Below are 16816 nucleotides of genomic sequence, written 5' to 3' on the forward strand. Positions count from 1 at the left end.
GCCCCTCGCCGCCGGCACGGGAGCGCTACGGCGTGTAGTTCTCCACGGCCTGGATCTCGACGGGGATCTCGCGGCCGTTCGGCGCGGTGTACGCGCCCTTCCGCCCGACCTCCCAGCCGATGATCGCGGCGCCGAGGGGCGACTGCTCGCTGTACACGTCGAGGTCGCTGTCGCCCGCGATTTCGCGGTTGCCGAGCAGGAACTTCGTCTCGTCGCCGGCGATCAGCGCGGTGACGACCGTGCCGGGCTCCACGACGCCGTGGCTCTCGGGGGCGTCGCCGACCTCGGCCGTCCGCAGCAGCTGCGTGAGCTGGCGGATGCGCGCCTCGATCTTGCCCTGCTCCTCCTTGGCGGCGTGGTAGCCGCCGTTCTCCTTGAGGTCGCCCTCCTCGCGCGCGATCTCGATCTTCTTCGCGATCTCCTGGCGCCCCTGCACGCTGAGGGTGTCGAGCTCCCTGCTGAGGCGGTCGAACGCCTCCTGGGTCAGCCAGGTGACTGCCTGCTCCTGCGCCACGATGGACTCCTTGCACTCGCACGGACGCCCCGACGGATCCGTCGGGGCGAATCCCCCACTCTAGGCGGGCCAGCAGCTGTGGATCAACCCGGTCACCGCGGGGCCGGTGGTGCGGAGGCGCACCGTCTCGCTGCGCTCGAAGCCGTCCATGGCGGGGAGCTCGACGACCTCCCAGCCGACGATGGAGCGCTGCTCGTCCTGCGCCTGCACCGCGCAGAAGGCCTCGGTGCCGGCCGGCATGACGACGGAGAACGTGACGTCGATGGTGCGGTCGTCGACGATGTCGAACGCGCGGTCGGTGGCGTCGATGGATCCCGAGGCCTGGTCGATCCCGGCCCACAGCACCCACGCGCCGAACACCACGGCGACGAGCCCGCCGGCGACCCCGTAGAGCCAGCGCTGGCGGATGCGCGCGGGCCTCGTGCGGCCGTACCGCTCGTCGAGCGCGGCACTGGAGCGGGGCGCGGGGACCCGGTGCTCGACGGTTTCGTCGTCGTCCCCGAGGGGGCCGGCGGGGACGGGGGAGCGGGACTCGGTCGTCACGGCAACTCCTCCACACGCACCTTGTACTCTGGGGATCCAGACTACCTTCCCCACCCTTGGAGCCCCGTGACCCTGCGCCTCATGGCCGTGCATGCCCACCCCGACGACGAGTCGAGCAAGGGCGCCGCGACGTACACCCGCTACACGCAGGAGGGCGCCGAGGTCATGGTCGTCAGCTGCACGGGCGGCGAGGCGGGGGACATCCTCAACGAGGGCCTCGCCGAGCGCGCGATGGCCGAGCGCGACCTCCCCGGGCTCCGCCGCATCGAGATGGCGCGGGCGCAGGCCGTCATGGGCGTCCAGCACCGCTGGCTCGGGTACGTCGACTCCGGCATGGCCCGCGAGGACGGCTCGCTGCCGCCCGCGAGCTTCGCGAGCATCCCGGTGGAGGTGTCGGCCGAGCCGCTCATCCGCCTCGTGCGCGCCTTCCGCCCGCACGTCCTCGTGGCGTACGACGAGAACGGCGGCTACCCGCACCCCGACCACATCCAGGCGCACGTGATCGCGATGGAGGCGTGGCGCGAGTCCGGCGTCGCGGGCTCGTACCCCGACGCGGGCGAGCCGTGGGAGGTCTCCAAGCTCTACTTCGACCGGATCTTCAACGGCGCCAAGCTCCGCGCCGTGCGCGAGCACCTGGTCGCCGACGACGCGGCGCCCGAGATGCTCGAGGCCGTCGACGAGATGCTCGGCTGGATGGGCGACCGCCCCGACCTCGCGACCACGCACGTGCACGTGGCCGACCACTTCGAGGCCCGCGACCGCGCGCTCCTCTCGCACGCGAGCCAGGTCGCCCCCGACAGCACGTTCTTCCGCTGGCCGCGCGACCTGCAGCAGCGGGCGTGGCCGTTCGAGGACTTCCAGCTCGTGGAGTCGCGCGTCGACGCGCCGGACGAGGAGCAGGACCTCTTCGCCGGCATCGCGGACGACGCCGAGGACCGGGCGGCGCGCGCGTGATGGGCGCGGACCTCGCCCTGCGCCTGGCCGCCGCGGTCACCACGCCGAGCCCGACGCCGACCGCCGAGTTCGACCCGGACACCGTCTCGCCCGGGCCCCTGGGCTTCATCGCGATCTTCTTCGTGGCCGTCATGGTGCTGCTGCTCATGGTCGACATGACCCGCCGGATCCGCCGCACGCGCTACCGCGAGGAGATCCGGAGCCGGCTCGAGGCGGAGAAGCTCGAGGCCGACCTCGCGCGCGACGCGGCACCCGAGCGCGGCCGCCCTACCGGGCCCGCGGACCCCGCGTCCGGCGCCGACGCCGCGCCGGACGACCCCGCCGCTCCGCCGCGCGCCTGACCACCACCGCGCGCCTGACGCCGGCGCGCGCGCCGCGCCCCGCGGTCGCCGGTCATAGGACGGGCGGGTGCGTCGCCACCAGGAGGATCCCCGTCCAGTGGCAGAGGAACGCCACGAGCGTGAACGCGTGGAAGATCTCGTGGAAGCCGAAGCGGCCGGGCCAGGGGTTCGGCCGCTTGAGCGCGTAGACCACCGCGCCGACCGTGTAGGCGAGGCCGCCCGCGAGGATCAGCGTCATCATCGCCGCGTCGGCGCGGAAGAAGTCGACGATGAACACGAGCGACGCGTAGCCGAGCACCAGGTACAGGAGCACGTAGAGCCAGCGCGGGGCGCCGATCCACAGCACCCGGAACAGGACGCCGAGCGCGGCTCCCGACCACACGAGCCAGAGCAGCAGCACCGACTTCCCGTGCGGCAGCGCCAGCACGGTGATGGGCGTGTACGAGCCCGCGATGAGCAGGAAGATGTTGGCGTGGTCCATCCTCTTGAGGAGGACCTTCGTGCGCGGCGACCAGTCGAACCGGTGGTAGACCGCGGAGACGCCGAACAGCAGCAGCGACGACGCCACGAACACGGCGCACGCGATGCGGGCGGCCGTGCCCTCGGCGGCCGCGATGAGCACGATCCCCAGCACGAGCGCCACGGGCGTCATGCCCGCGTGCAGCCAGCCCCGCCAGGTGGGGCGCGGCTCGGGGCCGACGTCCTGCGCGTCCTCGACGAGCGGAAGGTGCGGGCCCGGCGCGGCGGCCTCGGCACCGGCGTCCGCGCGGTCGTCCTCCGGGGTGCCGAGCGGTCCGGGGGACGAGGCGGCGGGCGTCATCCTGCGAGTGTAGGACAGCCGCGGCGACGTCCACCGGCCGGGCGATCCGGTGCCCTGGGCGAGTGGGCTAGCGTGGGATGGTGCGAGAGAAGCCGATCCGACCGTGGCGCGGTCTGCTCTACCGGGCGTACCAGAAGCGCATCCGCCGCGGCCTCGACCGGAACGCGCTGCCGCACCACATCGCGATGATCCTCGACGGCAACCGCCGCTGGGCCCGCCAGCTCGGACTCGAGTCCGCGGCCCACGGGCACCGCGCCGGCGCAGCCAAGTTCCTCGAGTTCCTCGAGTGGTGCGACGACCTCGACATCAAGGTCACGACCCTCTACCTGCTCTCCACGGACAACCTCACGGGCCGCGGCAGCGCCGAGCTCACCGCGCTCATCGACATCATCGGGGAGCTCGCCGAGGACCTCTCCCGCCACCGCGACTGGCGCGTCAAGCACGTGGGATCCGACGAGGGCCTGCCGCCCGAGCTCATCGCGCGGCTCGACGCGTCCGAGGAGCGGTCGAAGGGCAACACGGGGCTGCACATCAACCTCGCGGTCGGCTACGGCGGGCGCACCGAGATCGCCGACGCCATGCGCAGCATCGTGCAGGCGCACCACCTCGCGGGCGGCACGCTCGAGGACCTCGCGGCCCTCCTCACCCCCGACCTCATCGGCGAGCACCTCTACACGGGCGGCCAGCCCGACCCCGACCTCGTGATCCGCACCTCGGGCGAGCAGCGCATCAGCGACTTCATGCTGTGGCAGTCGGCGCACAGCGAGCTCTACTTCATGGAGGCGCTGGGTCCGGACCTCCGCGAGGTCGACTTCCTCCGCGCCCTCCGCGACTACTCCTCCCGCCAGCGCCGCTTCGGCTCCTGACGCGCGCGGCCGGGGTCGCCGCTCCCGGGCAAGAGTTAATGTCCCTGACACATCGGCTCGCGCGTGGCACTGGTCACCGGGTGGGGAGGCGACGTAGGTTCCACTCATCGGGCATGGCGCCCGATCGAGAGGGCCGCAGGACCGCTTCTCGTCACCGTGGCCCGCTCGCCGTCAGGTTCCGAGCGCGAACGCTCGGGGATGGAGTGGCCCGTGGCCCCGATGGACAGCCGCAGCAGCACCGCACGACGCGCGAGCCGGGGGGAGGGGACGCCGCAGGCCGAGCGCACGTACGTGCTCGACACCTCCGTCCTCCTGTCCGACCCGCGTGCGCTCTTCCGCTTCGCCGAGCACGCGGTGGTGATCCCGGTCATCGTGATCACCGAGCTCGAGTCGAAGCGGAACGACCCGGAGATCGGCTACTTCGCCCGCCAGGCGCTCCGCCTCCTCGACCAGCTCCGCGAGGAGCACGAGCGGCTCGACTTCCCCATCGAGGTCGGCGACGCGGGCGGCACGCTCCGTGTGGAGCTCAACCACTCGAGCATGGCGGCGCTCCCCAACGGCCTGCAGCTCGGCGACAACGACTCGCGGATCCTCGCGGTCGCCCTCAACCTCTCCACCGAGGGCCTCGCCGTCACGGTCGTCTCGAAGGACATGCCGCTCCGCGTGAAGGCCGCCTCCATCGGCCTCGCGGCGGAGGAGTACCGCGCCGAGCTCGCGGTCGACAGCGGCTGGACCGGCATGGCCGACGTCACGCTCTCCAGCGACCAGATGGCCGGCCTCTACGAGAGCGAGACGCTGCAGACCCGGGCCGTGCAGGACCTGCCCGTCAACACGGGCGTCGTGCTGCACTCCGACCGCGGATCCGCGCTCGGCCGCGTCGTCCGCCGGGGCACCGTGTCCCTGGTGCGCGGCGACCGCGAGGTGTTCGGCCTCAAGGGCCGCTCGGCCGAGCAGCGGCTCGCGATCGACCTGCTCCTCGACCGCGAGGTGGGGATCGTCTCCCTCGGCGGCAGCGCCGGGACCGGCAAGTCGGCGCTCGCGCTCTGCGCCGCGCTCGAGGCGGTGCTGGAGAAGCAGCAGCACCGCAAGATCATGGTGTTCCGGCCGCTGTACGCGGTGGGCGGCCAGGAGCTCGGCTACCTGCCGGGCGACGCCGCGGAGAAGATGAACCCGTGGGCGCAGGCCGTGTTCGACACCCTGGGCTCGGTCGTCTCCCAGAACGTCATGGACGAGGTGGTGGAGCGCGGGATCCTCGAGGTGCTGCCGCTCACCCACATCCGCGGGCGCTCGCTGCACGACGCGTTCGTGATCGTCGACGAGGCGCAGTCGCTCGAGCGGAACGTGCTGCTCACGGTGCTCAGCCGCATCGGCCAGAACTCCCGCGTGGTGCTCACCCACGACGTCGCGCAGCGCGACAACCTGCGCGTCGGCCGGCACGACGGCGTCGCGAGCGTGATCGAGACGCTCAAGGGCCACGAGCTGTTCGGCCACATCACGCTCACCCGCTCGGAGCGGAGCGCGATCGCGGCCCTCGTCACGGGGCTGCTCGACGGCGACCCCGTGTGATCCGCGCCCTCCCCGGCATGACGACGGGCGCCGGTCCCCGCGGGGACCGGCGCCCGTCGGCGTCCGTGGTGCGTCGTGCGGTGCGGGACTAGAGGCCGGGCGCCGTCATCCGCAGCACGTCGAGGCCCTGGTCGAGCTGCTCCTCGGTGATCTCGCCGCGCTCGACGTAGCCGAGGTCGACGACGGCCTCGCGCACCGTCATCTTCTGCGCGACCGAGTGCTTCGCGATCTTCGCCGCGGCCTCGTAGCCGATGATGCGGTTCAGCGGCGTGACGATGGACGGGGACGACTCCGCGAGCGCACGGGCGTGCTCCTCGTTGACGCGCAGGCCGTCGACCGTCTTGTCGGCGAGCAGGCGCGTGGAGGACGCGAGGATGCGGATCGACTCGAGCAGCGACGAGCCCATAACGGGGATCGCGACGTTGAGCTCGAACAGGCCCGAGGCGCCCGCCCACGCGACGGTGGCGTCGTTGCCGATGACGCGCGCGCACACCATGAGCACGGCCTCGGGGATGACCGGGTTGACCTTGCCGGGCATGATCGATGACCCGGGCTGGAGGTCGGGGATGTGCAGCTCGCCGAGGCCCGTGTTCGGGCCCGAGCCCATCCAGCGGATGTCGTTGCAGATCTTGGTGAGGCTCACCGCGAGGGTGCGCAGGGCGCCCGACGCGTCGACGAGGCCGTCGCGCGCGCCCTGCGCCTCGAAGTGGTCGAGCGCCTCGGTGACGGGCAGGCCCGTGTCCTCCGCGAGCACCCGGATGACCTTCTGCGGGAACCCGAGGGGCGTGTTGATGCCCGTGCCGGTGGCGGTGCCGCCGAGGGGGACCTCCGCGACGCGGGGGAGCGCCGTGCGCACGCGCTCGATGCCGAGGCGCACCTGGCGCGCGTAGCCCGCGAACTCCTGGCCGAACGTGACCGGGGTCGCGTCCATGAGGTGCGTGCGGCCCGCCTTGACGAGCCCCTTCCACGCCTCGGCCTTCGTCTCCAGCGCCTCGGCGAGGTGCTCGAGGGCGGGGATCAGCTCGGCGAGGAGCGCGCCGGTGACGGCGACGTGCACCGAGGTCGGGAAGACGTCGTTGGAGGACTGCGACGCGTTGACGTGGTCGTTCGGGTGCACGGGCTTCCCGAGCGACGCCGTGGCGAGGGCCGCGAGGACCTCGTTCATGTTCATGTTCGAGCTCGTGCCGGAGCCCGTCTGGTACACGTCGACGGGGAAGTGCTCGTGGTGGGATCCGCCCGCCACCTCGTCCGCCGCGGCGACGATCGCCCGGGAGACGTCGGCGTCGATGATGCCCATCTCGCCGTTCACGATCGCGGCGGCGCGCTTGATGCGCGCGAGCGCCTGGATCTGCGCGGGCTCGAGGCCGCGCCCGGAGATGGGGAAGTTCTCGACGGCACGCTGCGTCTGGGCGGCGTACAGCGCGGTCCGGGGGACCCGCACCTCGCCCATCGTGTCGTGCTCGATGCGGAACGCGTCCGCGCCATTCGTCTCGGATCCGGGGGAAGTGTCGACCACGCTGTTTCTCTCTCCTTCGGGATGGTGATGCACCCGGGCCGCGGGGGCCGCGGGGGTGGGCGGGTCAGCGCGGACGGCCCTCTAGCGAGGGATGTCGCCCACGATGACGTCGGGCACCGCGGTGCCCTCGAGGAGCTTGTAGTTGGCGCCGACGATGGCCAGGCTACCGGCCGCCACGAGGTCGGAGATCATCTCGGACGCCTCCAGGAGATGCGTCACGGTGTCGCGCAGGTGCTCGCGGCCGACCTCGCCCGCGTCGACCTCGGACGGCACGACGGGGTCGCCCGCGACGCGGCGGACGGCCGGCTCGATGGGCGCGATGAGGCGCGCGATGTGCGGCGGCAGAGCCTCCGCGTCGGGGGCCGCGCTCTCGATGGCGGCGCGCACGGCACCGCACTCGTCGTGGCCGAGCACGACGATGAGCGGGACGCCCAGCACGGCGACGGCGTACTCGAGGCTGCCGAGCACGGAGTCGGAGATGATCTGGCCGGCGTTCCGCACCACGAAGAGGTCGCCGAGCCCCTTGTCGAAGATGATCTCGGCCGCGAGTCGCGAGTCGCTGCAGCCGAACAGCGCGGCGGTCGGGCGCTGGACGTGCGCGAGGGCGGCGCGGCGCTCGACGTCCTGCCGCGGGTGCCGGGGCGCGCCGGCGACGAAGCGGGCGTTGCCCTCCATCATCTCGGCCCAGACCTCGGCGGGCGCCTGCACGGCCTCGTCCTGATCGGTCATCCCTCGATCCCCTCTCCGGGTGCGGTGGTGCTGGTCGTGCCGTCGGTGGTCGAGGGGGCGGACGTCGGCGCGGTGCCCGTCGCCGGGCCGCGCGCGGCGGCGACGGCGTCGATCGCGGTGCGCAGCTCGTTCGCGTCGGCCGTGCCGTAGACCGCGTAGGTGCTGTCGCCGTCGACGGCGCTCGCCGCGAGCACGACGTTGCCCGGGTCGTCGGCGCCGCTGTTGTCGTACAGGGTCCACTCGAGGCCGCCGATCTCCTCGGAGCTCACCTCGGGGGCGGACTGCAGCGTCTCGTCGAGCCAGGTGGGGTTCGCGTCGATGCCCTGCGAGATCCCGACGTAGCGGTTGCTCGGCGTGATGAGGCCGATGTACCAGACGGCCACGCCGTCGCGGCCGGCCGGGCGGATCTCCGCGTCGTTGCTCTTCCACGCGGTCGGCAGCTCCGGCACGACGAGCGTCTCCGGGAAGCCGCCCTGCGCCTCGGCCGCGGCGGCGGCGTAGTCGACGTCGGGGAGGATCGTGGTGTTCGAGCGCGGCACGATGGCGACGATGACGGCGACGGTCGCGACCGTCACGATCAGCGAGTACAGCAGGTTCCGGAAGGTCTGCTTGGCGCGGTGCCGGCGGGAGTCGGCGGCCTTGCGGGCGGCGGTTTCCTCGGGCGTCTCGGGCCGGCCGAGCTCGGCGACGACGTTCGGGGTGCGGGGCTTCGCCACGGTCAGCGGGCGTCGGACGCGGTGGTGCGCGCGGCGTCGAGCCGCGCCTTGGCGCCGAGCAGCCACTCCTCGCAGCGGGCCGCGAGGGCCTCGCCGCGCTCCCACAGGGCGATCGACTCCTCGAGCGTGGAGGCGCCCTGCTCGAGGTCGTTCACGACGCGGACGAGCGCGTCGCGCGCCTCCTCGTAGCTGAGCGCGGAGACGTCGGGCAGGCGGGCACCGGTGTCGGCGGGGCTGGTGGGCATGGGGGAGATCCTAGCTTCCGGCGTCGGGCGCGGGCCGGGCGTCGCGGGCGGGGGAGGCGGGCAGCCGCGCAGCCGACGAGGGGATGTCGTCGGTGGGACCCGTGGAGGTGGCGCCGAGCGCGCCGGCGGCCAGGCGCAGCACGAGGCCCGCTCCGGCGGGGGCGTCGGCGGGGGCGCGGAGGGCGGATCCGTCGGCCGTCTGCACGATGGCGTAGCCGCGGTCGAGGACGTGCTGCGGCGAGAGGGCGCGCAGCTGCCGGGACAGCTCGCTCGTCCGCTGCACGCCGCGCTCGACGACCCGGCCGGCGAGCTCCGCGGAGCGCGCGATGTAGCGGCCGAGCTCCTCGGCGCGCGAGTCGACGATCCACGCGGTGCTCGCGAGCACCGGTCGCGACCGCAGCTGCTCGATGCGGTCGATCTCGCCGCGCACCTGCGAGGTGAGGCGCATGCCGATGCGGGCGCGCGCCTGCTGCACGCGGGACAGCTCCTCCGAGACGTCCGGGACGACGCGCTTCGCGGCATCCGTGGGGGTGGAGGCGCGGAGGTCGGCCACGTCGTCGAGGAGCGGACGGTCGGCCTCGTGCCCGATGGCGCTCACGAGCGGCGTGCGGCACGCCGCGGCCGTGCGCACGAGCGTCTCGTCGCTGAAGACGAGCAGGTTCTGGAAGTCGCCGCCGCCGCGGGCGATGACGATGACGTCGACCTCGGGATCCTCGTCGAGCACCCCGATGGCGCGCGTGACCTCGCCCGGCGCCCGGTCGCCCTGCACCGCGGTGTGCACGACGCGGAACCGCACGCTCGGCCAGCGCAGCTGGGCGTTCCGGAGCACGTCCTTCTCGGCGTCCGAGTCCTTGCCCGTGATGAGGCCGATGCAGCCGGGCAGGAACGGCAGCCGGCGCTTGCGGTCGGCGTCGAAGAGGCCCTCGGCGCGGAGCGTCTGGCGCAGGCGCTCGAGGCGCTCGAGCAGGTCGCCGAGGCCGACGTGGCGCATCTCCAGCACCTGCATCGTGAGCGTCCCGCCCTTGACCCAGTAGTTCGGCTTGACGAGCGCGACGACGCGGGCGCCCTGGCCGAGGTCGTCGGGGATCTTCGCCCGCACCGACGACCAGACCGTGAAGCTGATGGTGGCGTCGACGTCGAGGTCCTTGAGCTTCCCGTAGACGTTGCCGCCGGATCCGCCCCACTGGGTGATCTCGCCCTCGACCCACGCGGTGCCGAGCCGGTCGATCCAGCCCTTGATCTTCCCCGACAGCACCGAGACGGGCCACGGGGCGTCGACCGTCGGGGCTTCCGCCGCGGGCATGGACACGGTGCGCGTCTCGCTCATGGTCCCCCACTCGGCGCCCAGCGCGGGCGCATACAATTGAATACGTGACTACAGCGACCATTGACCAGCGACTCGTGGGAGCACCCGTCGTCAGCCTGTCGATGCCGCGGATGCCCGGCGTCCGCAACAGGCTCAAGGATAACCCGGTGGACGGCCCCAAGCGGGTCCTGCTCGCCGCTCCCCGCGGCTACTGCGCGGGCGTGGACCGCGCCGTCGTGGCGGTGGAGAAGGCGCTCGAGCGCTACGGCGCCCCCGTCTACGTGCGGAAGCAGATCGTCCACAACGTGCACGTCGTCTCGACCCTCGAGCGCATGGGCGCGGTCTTCGTGGAGGAGGTCGACGAGGTCCCCGAGGGCGCCCACGTCGTCTTCAGCGCCCACGGCGTCTCGCCGGCCGTGGTGCAGGGCGCGGCCGACCGCGGGCTCCAGGCCATCGACGCCACCTGCCCCCTCGTCACCAAGGTCCACCGCGAGGCCGTGCGCTTCGCGAAGGCCGACAAGCAGATCCTCCTCATCGGCCACGAGGGCCACGAGGAGGTCGAGGGCACCGCGGGCGAGGCGCCCGAGCAGACCATCGTCGTGAACTCCCCGGAGCACGCCGACGTCATCGAGGTGAAGGACCCCGACAACCTCGTGTGGCTCTCGCAGACCACGCTCTCGGTCGACGAGACGATGGAGACGGTCCGCCGCCTGCGCGTGCGCTTCCCGAACCTGCAGGACCCGCCGAGCGACGACATCTGCTACGCCACGCAGAACCGCCAGGTGGCCATCAAGAAGGTCGCGGTCGACGCCGACCTCGTCATCGTCATCGGATCCGCCAACAGCTCCAACTCCGTCCGCCTCGTCGAGGTCGCGCTCGAGTACGGCGCGAAGGCGTCCTACCGGGTCGACTACGCGTCCGAGGTCAAGCAGGAGTGGCTCGACGGCGTGCAGACGGTCGGCGTCACGAGCGGCGCGTCCGTCCCCGAGGTCCTCGTGCAGGAGCTGCTCGACGACCTGGCCGACGCCGGCTACGGCGAGGTGACCGCGGTCGTCACGGCCGAGGAGGACCTCGTCTTCTCGCTGCCCAAGGAGCTGCGCAAGGACCAGTCCGGCAACACGGACTCCCGCGCCATCGGCGGGCGCACCCGCGCGTGAGCGACGACGACGGCACGCGCCGTCCCGGTCGTCCCGCCCCGCGGTACGGCGAGTACGCGTCGCCCGCGGGCTCCGCGTCCGGCTCCGACTCGGGCTCGGGATCCGGCTCCGGTTCAGGGCAGGGCGGCGCTGACGCGTCGGGCCTGTCCGAGGCGGATGCGCGCATCGTCGCCGAGGCCGCGGAGTACCGCCGCGCGCAGGCCGAGCGGGACGCCCCCGCGTCCGCCCCGGCCCGCGGTGCGAGGAAGGCCGGCAAGTCGTCCGCCCCGCAGACCCTGGCCGAGCAGATGGCCGAGGAGCGGCGCGCGGCCCGCGAGCGGATGCTCGCCGAGCGCCGCGAGGCGGAGAAGGCCGCGGAGGTCGCGCGCCGGGAGGCACGTCGGTCGCCCGCCGCGAAGGCGCCCGCCCGCCCCGCGCAGGACGACGCCGCCTCGCCCGCCGGGGGTGCGCGACCCGAGCGGCCCGCCTACCTCGCCGGTCAGGATGCCCGCCGGGCGCCGCGGCGCTTCGACGCGGCCATCACGATCGGCCTGCTCGCCGCGGGCCTGTTCAACGTCGTGGGCAGCATCTCGTCCAACGCCGACCTCGGCCGATCGCTGAATCAGTCGTTCGCGCTCTTCGGCTTCGGGGAGTACACCGCGACGCCGCAGACGGCTGTGATCGGCATCGCCCTCAACGTCGTCAACGTGGTCGTGTTCGTGGTGACCGCGTGGATCGCGCTCGAGCTCGTCAAGCGACGTCGCATGGCGTTCTGGGTGCCGCTCGCCGGTGCGGCGCTGGCGGCCCTCATCGGCGTGATCCTCCTCGCCACGCTGGTGATGGGCGATCCGTCGTTCCTCCAGCAGCTGCCCGGGTCCGGCCGGACCTGACCCGCCCTCCGCTCGCACGACGGCGGGGCCGGTCCTGGTGGACCGGCCCCGCCGTCGTTCTCTTCACTGGTGCGTGCTAGCTCTGCGAGTGGCCGTGCGAGCCGAGCTGGCGCGTGGCCTCGACGACGCGGGCGGCCATGGCCGTCTCGGCCGTCTTGCCCCAGGCGCGGGGGTCGTACGTCTTCTTGTCGCCGACCTCGCCGTCGACCTTGAGGAAGCCGTCGTACTTGCGGAGCACGGAGTCCGCGATGGAGCGGCTGAACGCGTACTGCGTGTCGGTGTCGATGTTCATCTTCACGACGCCGTTGCGCACGGCCTCCGAGATCTCGTCGTCGGAGGAGCCGGATCCGCCGTGGAACACGAGGTCGAACGGCTTCTCGCCGGTGCCGTACTTCGACTGGATGCCGTCCTGGATCTCCTTGAGGAGCGACGGGCGGAGCTGGACGCCGCCCGGCTTGTACACGCCGTGCACGTTGCCGAACGTGAGGGCGGCCATGTAGCGGCCCTGGTCGCCGAGGCCGAGGGCCTCGACGGTGGAGATGGCGTCTTCCAGGGTCGTGTAGAGGTGCTTCCCGGTGTCGTGGCTGACGCCGTCCTCCTCGCCGCCGACGACGCCGATCTCGACCTCGAGGATCGCGTTGATCGCCTTCATGCGGGGGAGCAGGTCCTTCGCGATGTCGAGGTTCTCGTTGAGCGGGATGGCCGAGCCGTCCCACATGTGCGACTGGAAGATGGGGTTGCCGCCCGCGCGGACCTGCTCCTCGCTGGCCTCGATCATGGGGATGACGAAGCCGTCGAGCGCGTCCTTCGGGCAGTGGTCCGTGTGCAGCGCGACCGTGATGGGGTAGTTCTTGGCGACCTCGGTGGCGAAGCGCGCGAACGCGAGGGCGCCCGCGGCGCGGTTCTTCACGGTGTGGCCGGAGAAGTAGTCGGCGCCGCCGGTGGTGACCTGGATGATGCCGTCCGAGCCGGCGTCGGTGAGGCCCTGGAGGACCGCGTTGATGGTCTGCGACGAGGAGACGTTGACGGCCGGGTAGGCGAATCCGCCGGACTTGGCGCGATCCAGCATCTCGGCGTACTGCTCGGGGGTTGCTACGGGCATGGTGCATCTCCTTCGGCGGATCCACGGCGGCGCCGTGCGGCTGTCGCGGGAGCCCGTCGGCCGGTGGACGCGTGGTCCGCGGCCGGGCCCCGCGTGCTCGCCACTCTATCGAGCGGCCGTGCGCGTGACCCGGGTCGCGCGGCGGCTGGACGCGCGGTGGCCGATGGGCTACCGGTCGGCGCTCGCGGTGGATCCGGGGGACGTGAACTCGTCCGCCGTGAGCTCGCGCGCGGTGGCCTCGAGCGGCTCGAGCGTGCCGATGACCTTCGACTCGTCGAGCCGGGTGAGGCGGCGGGCGGTGGGGAGGACCTGGCGCTCCAGGGATCCGACGACGCGGTTGTAGTCGCCGACCGCGCCCGTGAGGGAGCGCCCGAGCTTCGCGATGTGCTCGCCGCTCGTGGCGAGGCGCGCGTGCAGCTCGCGGCTGAGGTCGAAGAGCTGCTTCGCGTCCTCCGTGAGCACCTCCTGCTGCCAGCTGAACGCCACGGTCTTGAGCACCGACCAGAGGGTGACGGGGGAGGAGAGCGCGACCCGGCGGCTGAACGCGAACTCCATGATGCTCGGATCCGCCTCCAGCGCCGACGAGACCAGCGACTCGCTCGGGATGAAGGCGATGACCATCTCCGGGCTCGCGTCGAGCCCCTCCCAGTACGCGCGGCTGCCGAGCGCCGTGATGTGGTCGCGCACGGCCTGCACGTGCTGCTTCATGAGGTGGTCGCGTCGGGCGCCCTCGGCCCCGGTCGCCGAGGCGGGGATGGCGCTCGCCTCGAGGTACGCGGTGAAGGGGGCCTTCGCGTCCACGGCGATGTGCTTGCCGCCGGGCAGGTGCACCACCATGTCGGGCCGGCCCACGCCCTGCGCCGTGGAGACGGACGTCTGCACGTCGAAGTCGACCCGGTGGATGAGGCCCGCGGCCTCCACGACGCTCCGCAGCTGGGTCTCGCCCCACACCCCGCGCGTGCTGTTCGACCGCAGCGCGGAGGCGAGCGTCTCGGCGGTGGCGCGCAGCCGCTCCTCCGCCTCGGTGGCGCTCCGGAGCTGCTCGCTCAGCTCGCCGTGCTGCTGCCGGCGCTGCTCCTCGAGCTCGTGCACCTTCGCCTGCACCTGCTTGAGGCTCTCGGCGACGGGGCTGAGCGCGGTGAGCACGCGGCCGTCCTCCTCGGTGCGGGCGACCTCGGCGCGCTGGACCTCGCGGAGCCGGGCCTGCAGCTCCGCGATGCGGTCCTCCTGCTGGCCGATCTGCTCGCGGAGGTGGGACTCCTGCGCGTCGAGCCGCTCGCGGTGCAGCGCGTCCTGCGCCTGGGCGCGCTCGGCGAACTGGGCCGTCGTCTGCCCGACCTGCTCCTCGGCGAGCCGCTCCGTGCGGTCCAGCTGCTCGCGGAGGGCGGCGATCGTCGCCTCCGCGGCGGCCAGGCGGGCGGCCTCGCCCGCGCGCCCCGGCGCGTCCACGCCCGAGCGGGCGCGCGACACGGTGAGCCCCACCACCGCGCCCACGGCCAGGCCGATGACGAGGCCGACGAGCAGGGCGATGACGGGATCCATGCGTGCAGTGTGCCAGCGGCCCCCGACACGGCCGGGACGCCGGGCGGGCGGCCGAGGGACGGATCCGGCGCGCTCGCCCCGGGGAGGATCAGGCCCAGTCGATGGGCGGCGTCGCGGCCGCCGAGGCCCGCATGACGGTCTGCGTGCGCGGGGCGCCGATGCGGCCCATGCCGACGCCGGAGGCCTCCGCCAACCCCGCGATGGAAGCGGCGCCGTGCCGGGACGCGGCGTGCACGACGATGGCCGCGCAGGCCCGTGCGTCGGCCAGCGCCTCGTGGTGCGCGAAGTCCTCGAAGCCCGCGGCCCGCGCGGCGACCGGCAGGCGGTACGACTCCAGCGCGTAGGTGCGGCGCGCGACCTGGAGGCTGCAGAGGTAGGAGTACGGCGGGGCGAGGAGCGCGGTCGCCCGGCACGCGCCCTGGATGACCCCCATGTCGAAGCGGGCGTTGTGCGCGACGAGGTGGTCGTCGCCCGCGAAGGCCATGAGGCGCGGCAGCTGGTCGGCCCAGCCGTCGGCGTCGGCCACGTCGTCCTCGACGATGCCGTGGATCCGCGTGTTCCAGACGGAGAAGGAGTCGTGCCCCGCGGGCGGCCGGATGAGCCACGACGCGGTGTCGACGACGACGCCGTCGCGGACCTTGACGAGACCCACCGAGCAGGCGCTCGCCGACGAGTTGTTGGCGGTCTCGAAGTCGATCGCGGTGAAGTCCAACGGCATGTGCTCGAGTGTTCCACGCACGACCGACGCCGCATCTCGGGAGAGCCCCGCCGCGCGCGGGCGGGGGAGGAGCCGGCCCGCCCCGTACGATGGACTCCCGTGGCACTCACTATCGCGATCGTCGGTCTCCCCAACGTCGGCAAGTCGACGCTCTTCAACGCCCTGACCAAGAACCAGGTGCTCGCCGCGAACTACCCGTTCGCGACGATCGAGCCGAACGTGGGCGTGGTGAACCTGCCGGACCCGCGCCTCGAGGTGCTCGCCGGCCTCTTCGGCTCGGAGCGGATCCTCCCCGCCCCCGTCTCCTTCGTCGACATCGCGGGCATCGTCCGCGGCGCGAGCGAGGGCGAGGGCCTCGGCAACCAGTTCCTCGCGAACATCCGCGAGGCCGACGCCATCGCGCAGGTCGTCCGCGGCTTCGAGGACGAGGACGTGGTGCACGTCGACGGCCGCGTGGACGCCGCGAGCGACATGGAGACCATCAACACCGAGCTGATCCTCGCCGACCTGCAGACCCTCGAGCGCGCCGAGCCGCGCTACGAGAAGGAGCTGAAGACGAAGCGCATAGAGCCCGTCGTGCTCGAGACCGCGAAGGCCGCGCGCGAGTGGCTCGACTCGGGCAAGCCGCTGTCGGCGTCCACGATCGACCTGGAGCCCGTCCGCGAGCTCGGCCTCCTGACCGCGAAGCCCTTCATCTACGTCTTCAACGTCGACGAGCAGGTGCTCGGCGACCAGGCGAAGCTCGCGGAGCTGGCCGCCCTCGTGGCGCCCGCGCAGGCCGTGTTCCTCGACGCGAAGATCGAGTCGGAGCTCATCGAGCTCGACCCCGAGGACGCCGCCGAGATGCTCGCCTCGACCGGCCAGGAGGAGTCCGGCCTCGACCAGCTCGCCCGCATCGGCTTCGAGACGCTCGGCCTCCAGACCTACCTGACGGCAGGCCCCAAGGAGACGCGTGCCTGGACCATCGGCAAGGGCTGGAAGGCCCCGCAGGCCGCCGGCGTGATCCACACCGACTTCGAGAAGGGCTTCATCAAGGCCGAGGTCATCTCCTACGACGACCTGGTCGAGACCGGCTCCATCGCCGAGGCGCGCTCGAAGGGCAAGGCCCGCATCGAGGGCAAGGAGTACGTCATGCAGGACGGCGACGTGGTGGAGTTCCGCTTCAACAACTGACCGATACTTTAACGAGCGCTTCTCGCGCATAGCGACCCCTACCCCGTCCTGGCGAAGTGAAGCCGTAGTCTGGCTACCCCCTTATTGGGTCCACCTTAATTACCAAACCTCGGCTACGCTTCAATAGAAATTTATCGAG

At 72.6% G+C, this 16816-nt stretch carries 18 protein-coding genes; 7 read left to right on the forward strand and 11 right to left on the reverse strand.

The window, feature by feature from the left end; translation table 11 throughout:
* Positions 1-25 precede the first annotated feature (25 nt).
* Together greA and QFZ62_RS14280 are read right to left on the reverse strand one after the other, a co-directional pair.
* Positions 26-514 (reverse strand): transcription elongation factor GreA, encoded by a 489-nt coding sequence (gene greA, locus QFZ62_RS14275; protein WP_307506991.1) that lies wholly within the window; start codon positions 512-514, stop codon positions 26-28.
* Between the two features lie 60 nt (positions 515-574).
* Entirely contained in the window at positions 575-1057 is a 483-nt protein-coding gene (locus QFZ62_RS14280; RefSeq protein WP_307506992.1) for a DUF4307 domain-containing protein, read from the reverse strand.
* 66 nt (positions 1058-1123) lie between these two features.
* On the opposite strand from QFZ62_RS14280, the gene mca reads away from it, so the two are divergent.
* Both mca and QFZ62_RS14290 read left to right on the forward strand, forming a co-directional pair.
* Positions 1124-2011 (forward strand): mycothiol conjugate amidase Mca, encoded by an 888-nt coding sequence (mca, locus tag QFZ62_RS14285; protein ID WP_307506994.1) that lies wholly within the window; start codon positions 1124-1126, stop codon positions 2009-2011.
* The gene (locus QFZ62_RS14290) at positions 2011-2352 is read left to right on the forward strand and encodes a hypothetical protein (protein WP_307507834.1); all 342 of its coding nucleotides are present in this window, start codon (positions 2011-2013) and stop codon (positions 2350-2352) included. Before mca ends, QFZ62_RS14290 begins: the two co-directional genes overlap by 1 nt.
* A gap of 52 nt (positions 2353-2404) precedes the next feature.
* On the opposite strand, the gene QFZ62_RS14295 is transcribed toward QFZ62_RS14290, so the two are convergent.
* On the reverse strand, positions 2405-3172 hold the full coding sequence (locus tag QFZ62_RS14295) for a hemolysin III family protein (protein WP_307506997.1): 768 nt from the start codon (positions 3170-3172) through the stop codon (positions 2405-2407).
* Positions 3173-3249: 77 nt separating this feature from the next.
* Between QFZ62_RS14295 and QFZ62_RS14300 the strand changes: the two genes are divergently transcribed.
* Together QFZ62_RS14300 and QFZ62_RS14305 are read left to right on the forward strand one after the other, a co-directional pair.
* Positions 3250-4038, forward strand: coding sequence for an isoprenyl transferase (locus QFZ62_RS14300; RefSeq protein WP_307507001.1), 789 nt, complete (start codon positions 3250-3252; stop codon positions 4036-4038).
* 219 nt (positions 4039-4257) lie between these two features.
* The gene (locus QFZ62_RS14305) at positions 4258-5604 is read left to right on the forward strand and encodes a PhoH family protein (protein ID WP_307507835.1); all 1347 of its coding nucleotides are present in this window, start codon (positions 4258-4260) and stop codon (positions 5602-5604) included.
* Positions 5605-5692: 88 nt separating this feature from the next.
* Here the strand turns inward: QFZ62_RS14305 and QFZ62_RS14310 are convergent, their stop codons facing one another.
* The 5 genes from QFZ62_RS14310 to xseA all read right to left on the reverse strand — a co-directional run bounded on the left by QFZ62_RS14310 (position 5693) and on the right by xseA (position 10137).
* The gene (locus QFZ62_RS14310) at positions 5693-7120 is read right to left on the reverse strand and encodes an aspartate ammonia-lyase (protein WP_307507004.1); all 1428 of its coding nucleotides are present in this window, start codon (positions 7118-7120) and stop codon (positions 5693-5695) included.
* A gap of 81 nt (positions 7121-7201) precedes the next feature.
* A complete protein-coding gene (locus tag QFZ62_RS14315) occupies positions 7202-7849 on the reverse strand; it encodes a carbonic anhydrase (RefSeq protein ID WP_307507007.1) in 648 nt (215 codons plus the stop codon).
* On the reverse strand, positions 7846-8565 hold the full coding sequence (locus tag QFZ62_RS14320; RefSeq protein WP_307507010.1) for a DUF4245 domain-containing protein: 720 nt from the start codon (positions 8563-8565) through the stop codon (positions 7846-7848). Before QFZ62_RS14320 ends, QFZ62_RS14315 begins: the two co-directional genes overlap by 4 nt.
* A 2-nt stretch (positions 8566-8567) precedes the next feature.
* Entirely contained in the window at positions 8568-8810 is a 243-nt protein-coding gene (locus QFZ62_RS14325) for an exodeoxyribonuclease VII small subunit (RefSeq protein ID WP_307507012.1), read from the reverse strand.
* Between the two features lie 10 nt (positions 8811-8820).
* Positions 8821-10137, reverse strand: coding sequence for an exodeoxyribonuclease VII large subunit (gene xseA / locus QFZ62_RS14330; RefSeq protein ID WP_307507014.1), 1317 nt, complete (start codon positions 10135-10137; stop codon positions 8821-8823).
* Positions 10138-10238: 101 nt separating this feature from the next.
* On the opposite strand from xseA, the gene QFZ62_RS14335 reads away from it, so the two are divergent.
* Positions 10239-11273 carry a 4-hydroxy-3-methylbut-2-enyl diphosphate reductase gene (locus QFZ62_RS14335; RefSeq protein ID WP_307507839.1) on the forward strand — a complete coding sequence of 345 codons (1035 nt, stop codon included), beginning with the start codon at positions 10239-10241 and terminating at the stop codon, positions 11271-11273.
* Positions 11270-12142, forward strand: a complete 873-nt coding sequence (locus QFZ62_RS14340) for a DUF6264 family protein (RefSeq protein ID WP_307507017.1) — start codon at positions 11270-11272, stop codon at positions 12140-12142. The genes QFZ62_RS14335 and QFZ62_RS14340 overlap by 4 nt, the downstream gene beginning before the upstream one ends.
* Before the next feature lie 76 nt (positions 12143-12218).
* Here QFZ62_RS14340 and fbaA read toward each other — a convergent pair whose 3' ends face one another.
* The 3 genes from fbaA to QFZ62_RS14355 form a co-directional block, all read right to left on the reverse strand.
* On the reverse strand, positions 12219-13244 hold the full coding sequence (fbaA, locus tag QFZ62_RS14345) for a class II fructose-bisphosphate aldolase (RefSeq protein WP_307507018.1): 1026 nt from the start codon (positions 13242-13244) through the stop codon (positions 12219-12221).
* A 168-nt stretch (positions 13245-13412) separates the two neighbouring features.
* Positions 13413-14786 (reverse strand): DNA recombination protein RmuC, encoded by a 1374-nt coding sequence (locus tag QFZ62_RS14350; protein WP_307507021.1) that lies wholly within the window; start codon positions 14784-14786, stop codon positions 13413-13415.
* An 88-nt stretch (positions 14787-14874) separates the two neighbouring features.
* The gene (locus tag QFZ62_RS14355; protein WP_307507024.1) at positions 14875-15504 is read right to left on the reverse strand and encodes a 3'-5' exonuclease; all 630 of its coding nucleotides are present in this window, start codon (positions 15502-15504) and stop codon (positions 14875-14877) included.
* 99 nt (positions 15505-15603) lie between these two features.
* Here QFZ62_RS14355 and ychF point away from each other — a divergent pair, with 99 nt between their 5' ends.
* A complete protein-coding gene (gene ychF / locus QFZ62_RS14360) occupies positions 15604-16677 on the forward strand; it encodes a redox-regulated ATPase YchF (protein WP_307507027.1) in 1074 nt (357 codons plus the stop codon).
* Positions 16678-16816 lie beyond the last annotated feature (139 nt).

The sequence above is a fragment of the Clavibacter sp. B3I6 genome, assembly GCF_030816895.1.
GTDB lineage: Bacteria > Actinomycetota > Actinomycetes > Actinomycetales > Microbacteriaceae > Clavibacter.

What these genes read in the sequence shown, in the direction of transcription:
- QFZ62_RS14315 (WP_307507007.1), bottom strand. Translation starts at nt 7,849, where the DNA reads ATGACCGATCAGGACGAGGCCGTGCAGGCGCCCGCCGAGGTCTGGGCC.
- QFZ62_RS14335 (WP_307507839.1), top strand. Translation starts at nt 10,239, where the DNA reads ATGCCGCGGATGCCCGGCGTCCGCAACAGGCTCAAGGATAACCCGGTG.
- QFZ62_RS14350 (WP_307507021.1), bottom strand. Translation starts at nt 14,786, where the DNA reads ATGGATCCCGTCATCGCCCTGCTCGTCGGCCTCGTCATCGGCCTGGCC.
- QFZ62_RS14295 (WP_307506997.1), bottom strand. Translation starts at nt 3,172, where the DNA reads ATGACGCCCGCCGCCTCGTCCCCCGGACCGCTCGGCACCCCGGAGGAC.
- xseA (WP_307507014.1), bottom strand. Translation starts at nt 10,137, where the DNA reads ATGAGCGAGACGCGCACCGTGTCCATGCCCGCGGCGGAAGCCCCGACG.
- fbaA (WP_307507018.1), bottom strand. Translation starts at nt 13,244, where the DNA reads ATGCCCGTAGCAACCCCCGAGCAGTACGCCGAGATGCTGGATCGCGCC.
- QFZ62_RS14290 (WP_307507834.1), top strand. Translation starts at nt 2,011, where the DNA reads ATGGGCGCGGACCTCGCCCTGCGCCTGGCCGCCGCGGTCACCACGCCG.
- QFZ62_RS14325 (WP_307507012.1), bottom strand. Translation starts at nt 8,810, where the DNA reads ATGCCCACCAGCCCCGCCGACACCGGTGCCCGCCTGCCCGACGTCTCC.
- QFZ62_RS14305 (WP_307507835.1), top strand. Translation starts at nt 4,258, where the DNA reads ATGGACAGCCGCAGCAGCACCGCACGACGCGCGAGCCGGGGGGAGGGG.
- QFZ62_RS14300 (WP_307507001.1), top strand. Translation starts at nt 3,250, where the DNA reads ATGGTGCGAGAGAAGCCGATCCGACCGTGGCGCGGTCTGCTCTACCGG.
- QFZ62_RS14355 (WP_307507024.1), bottom strand. Translation starts at nt 15,504, where the DNA reads ATGCCGTTGGACTTCACCGCGATCGACTTCGAGACCGCCAACAACTCG.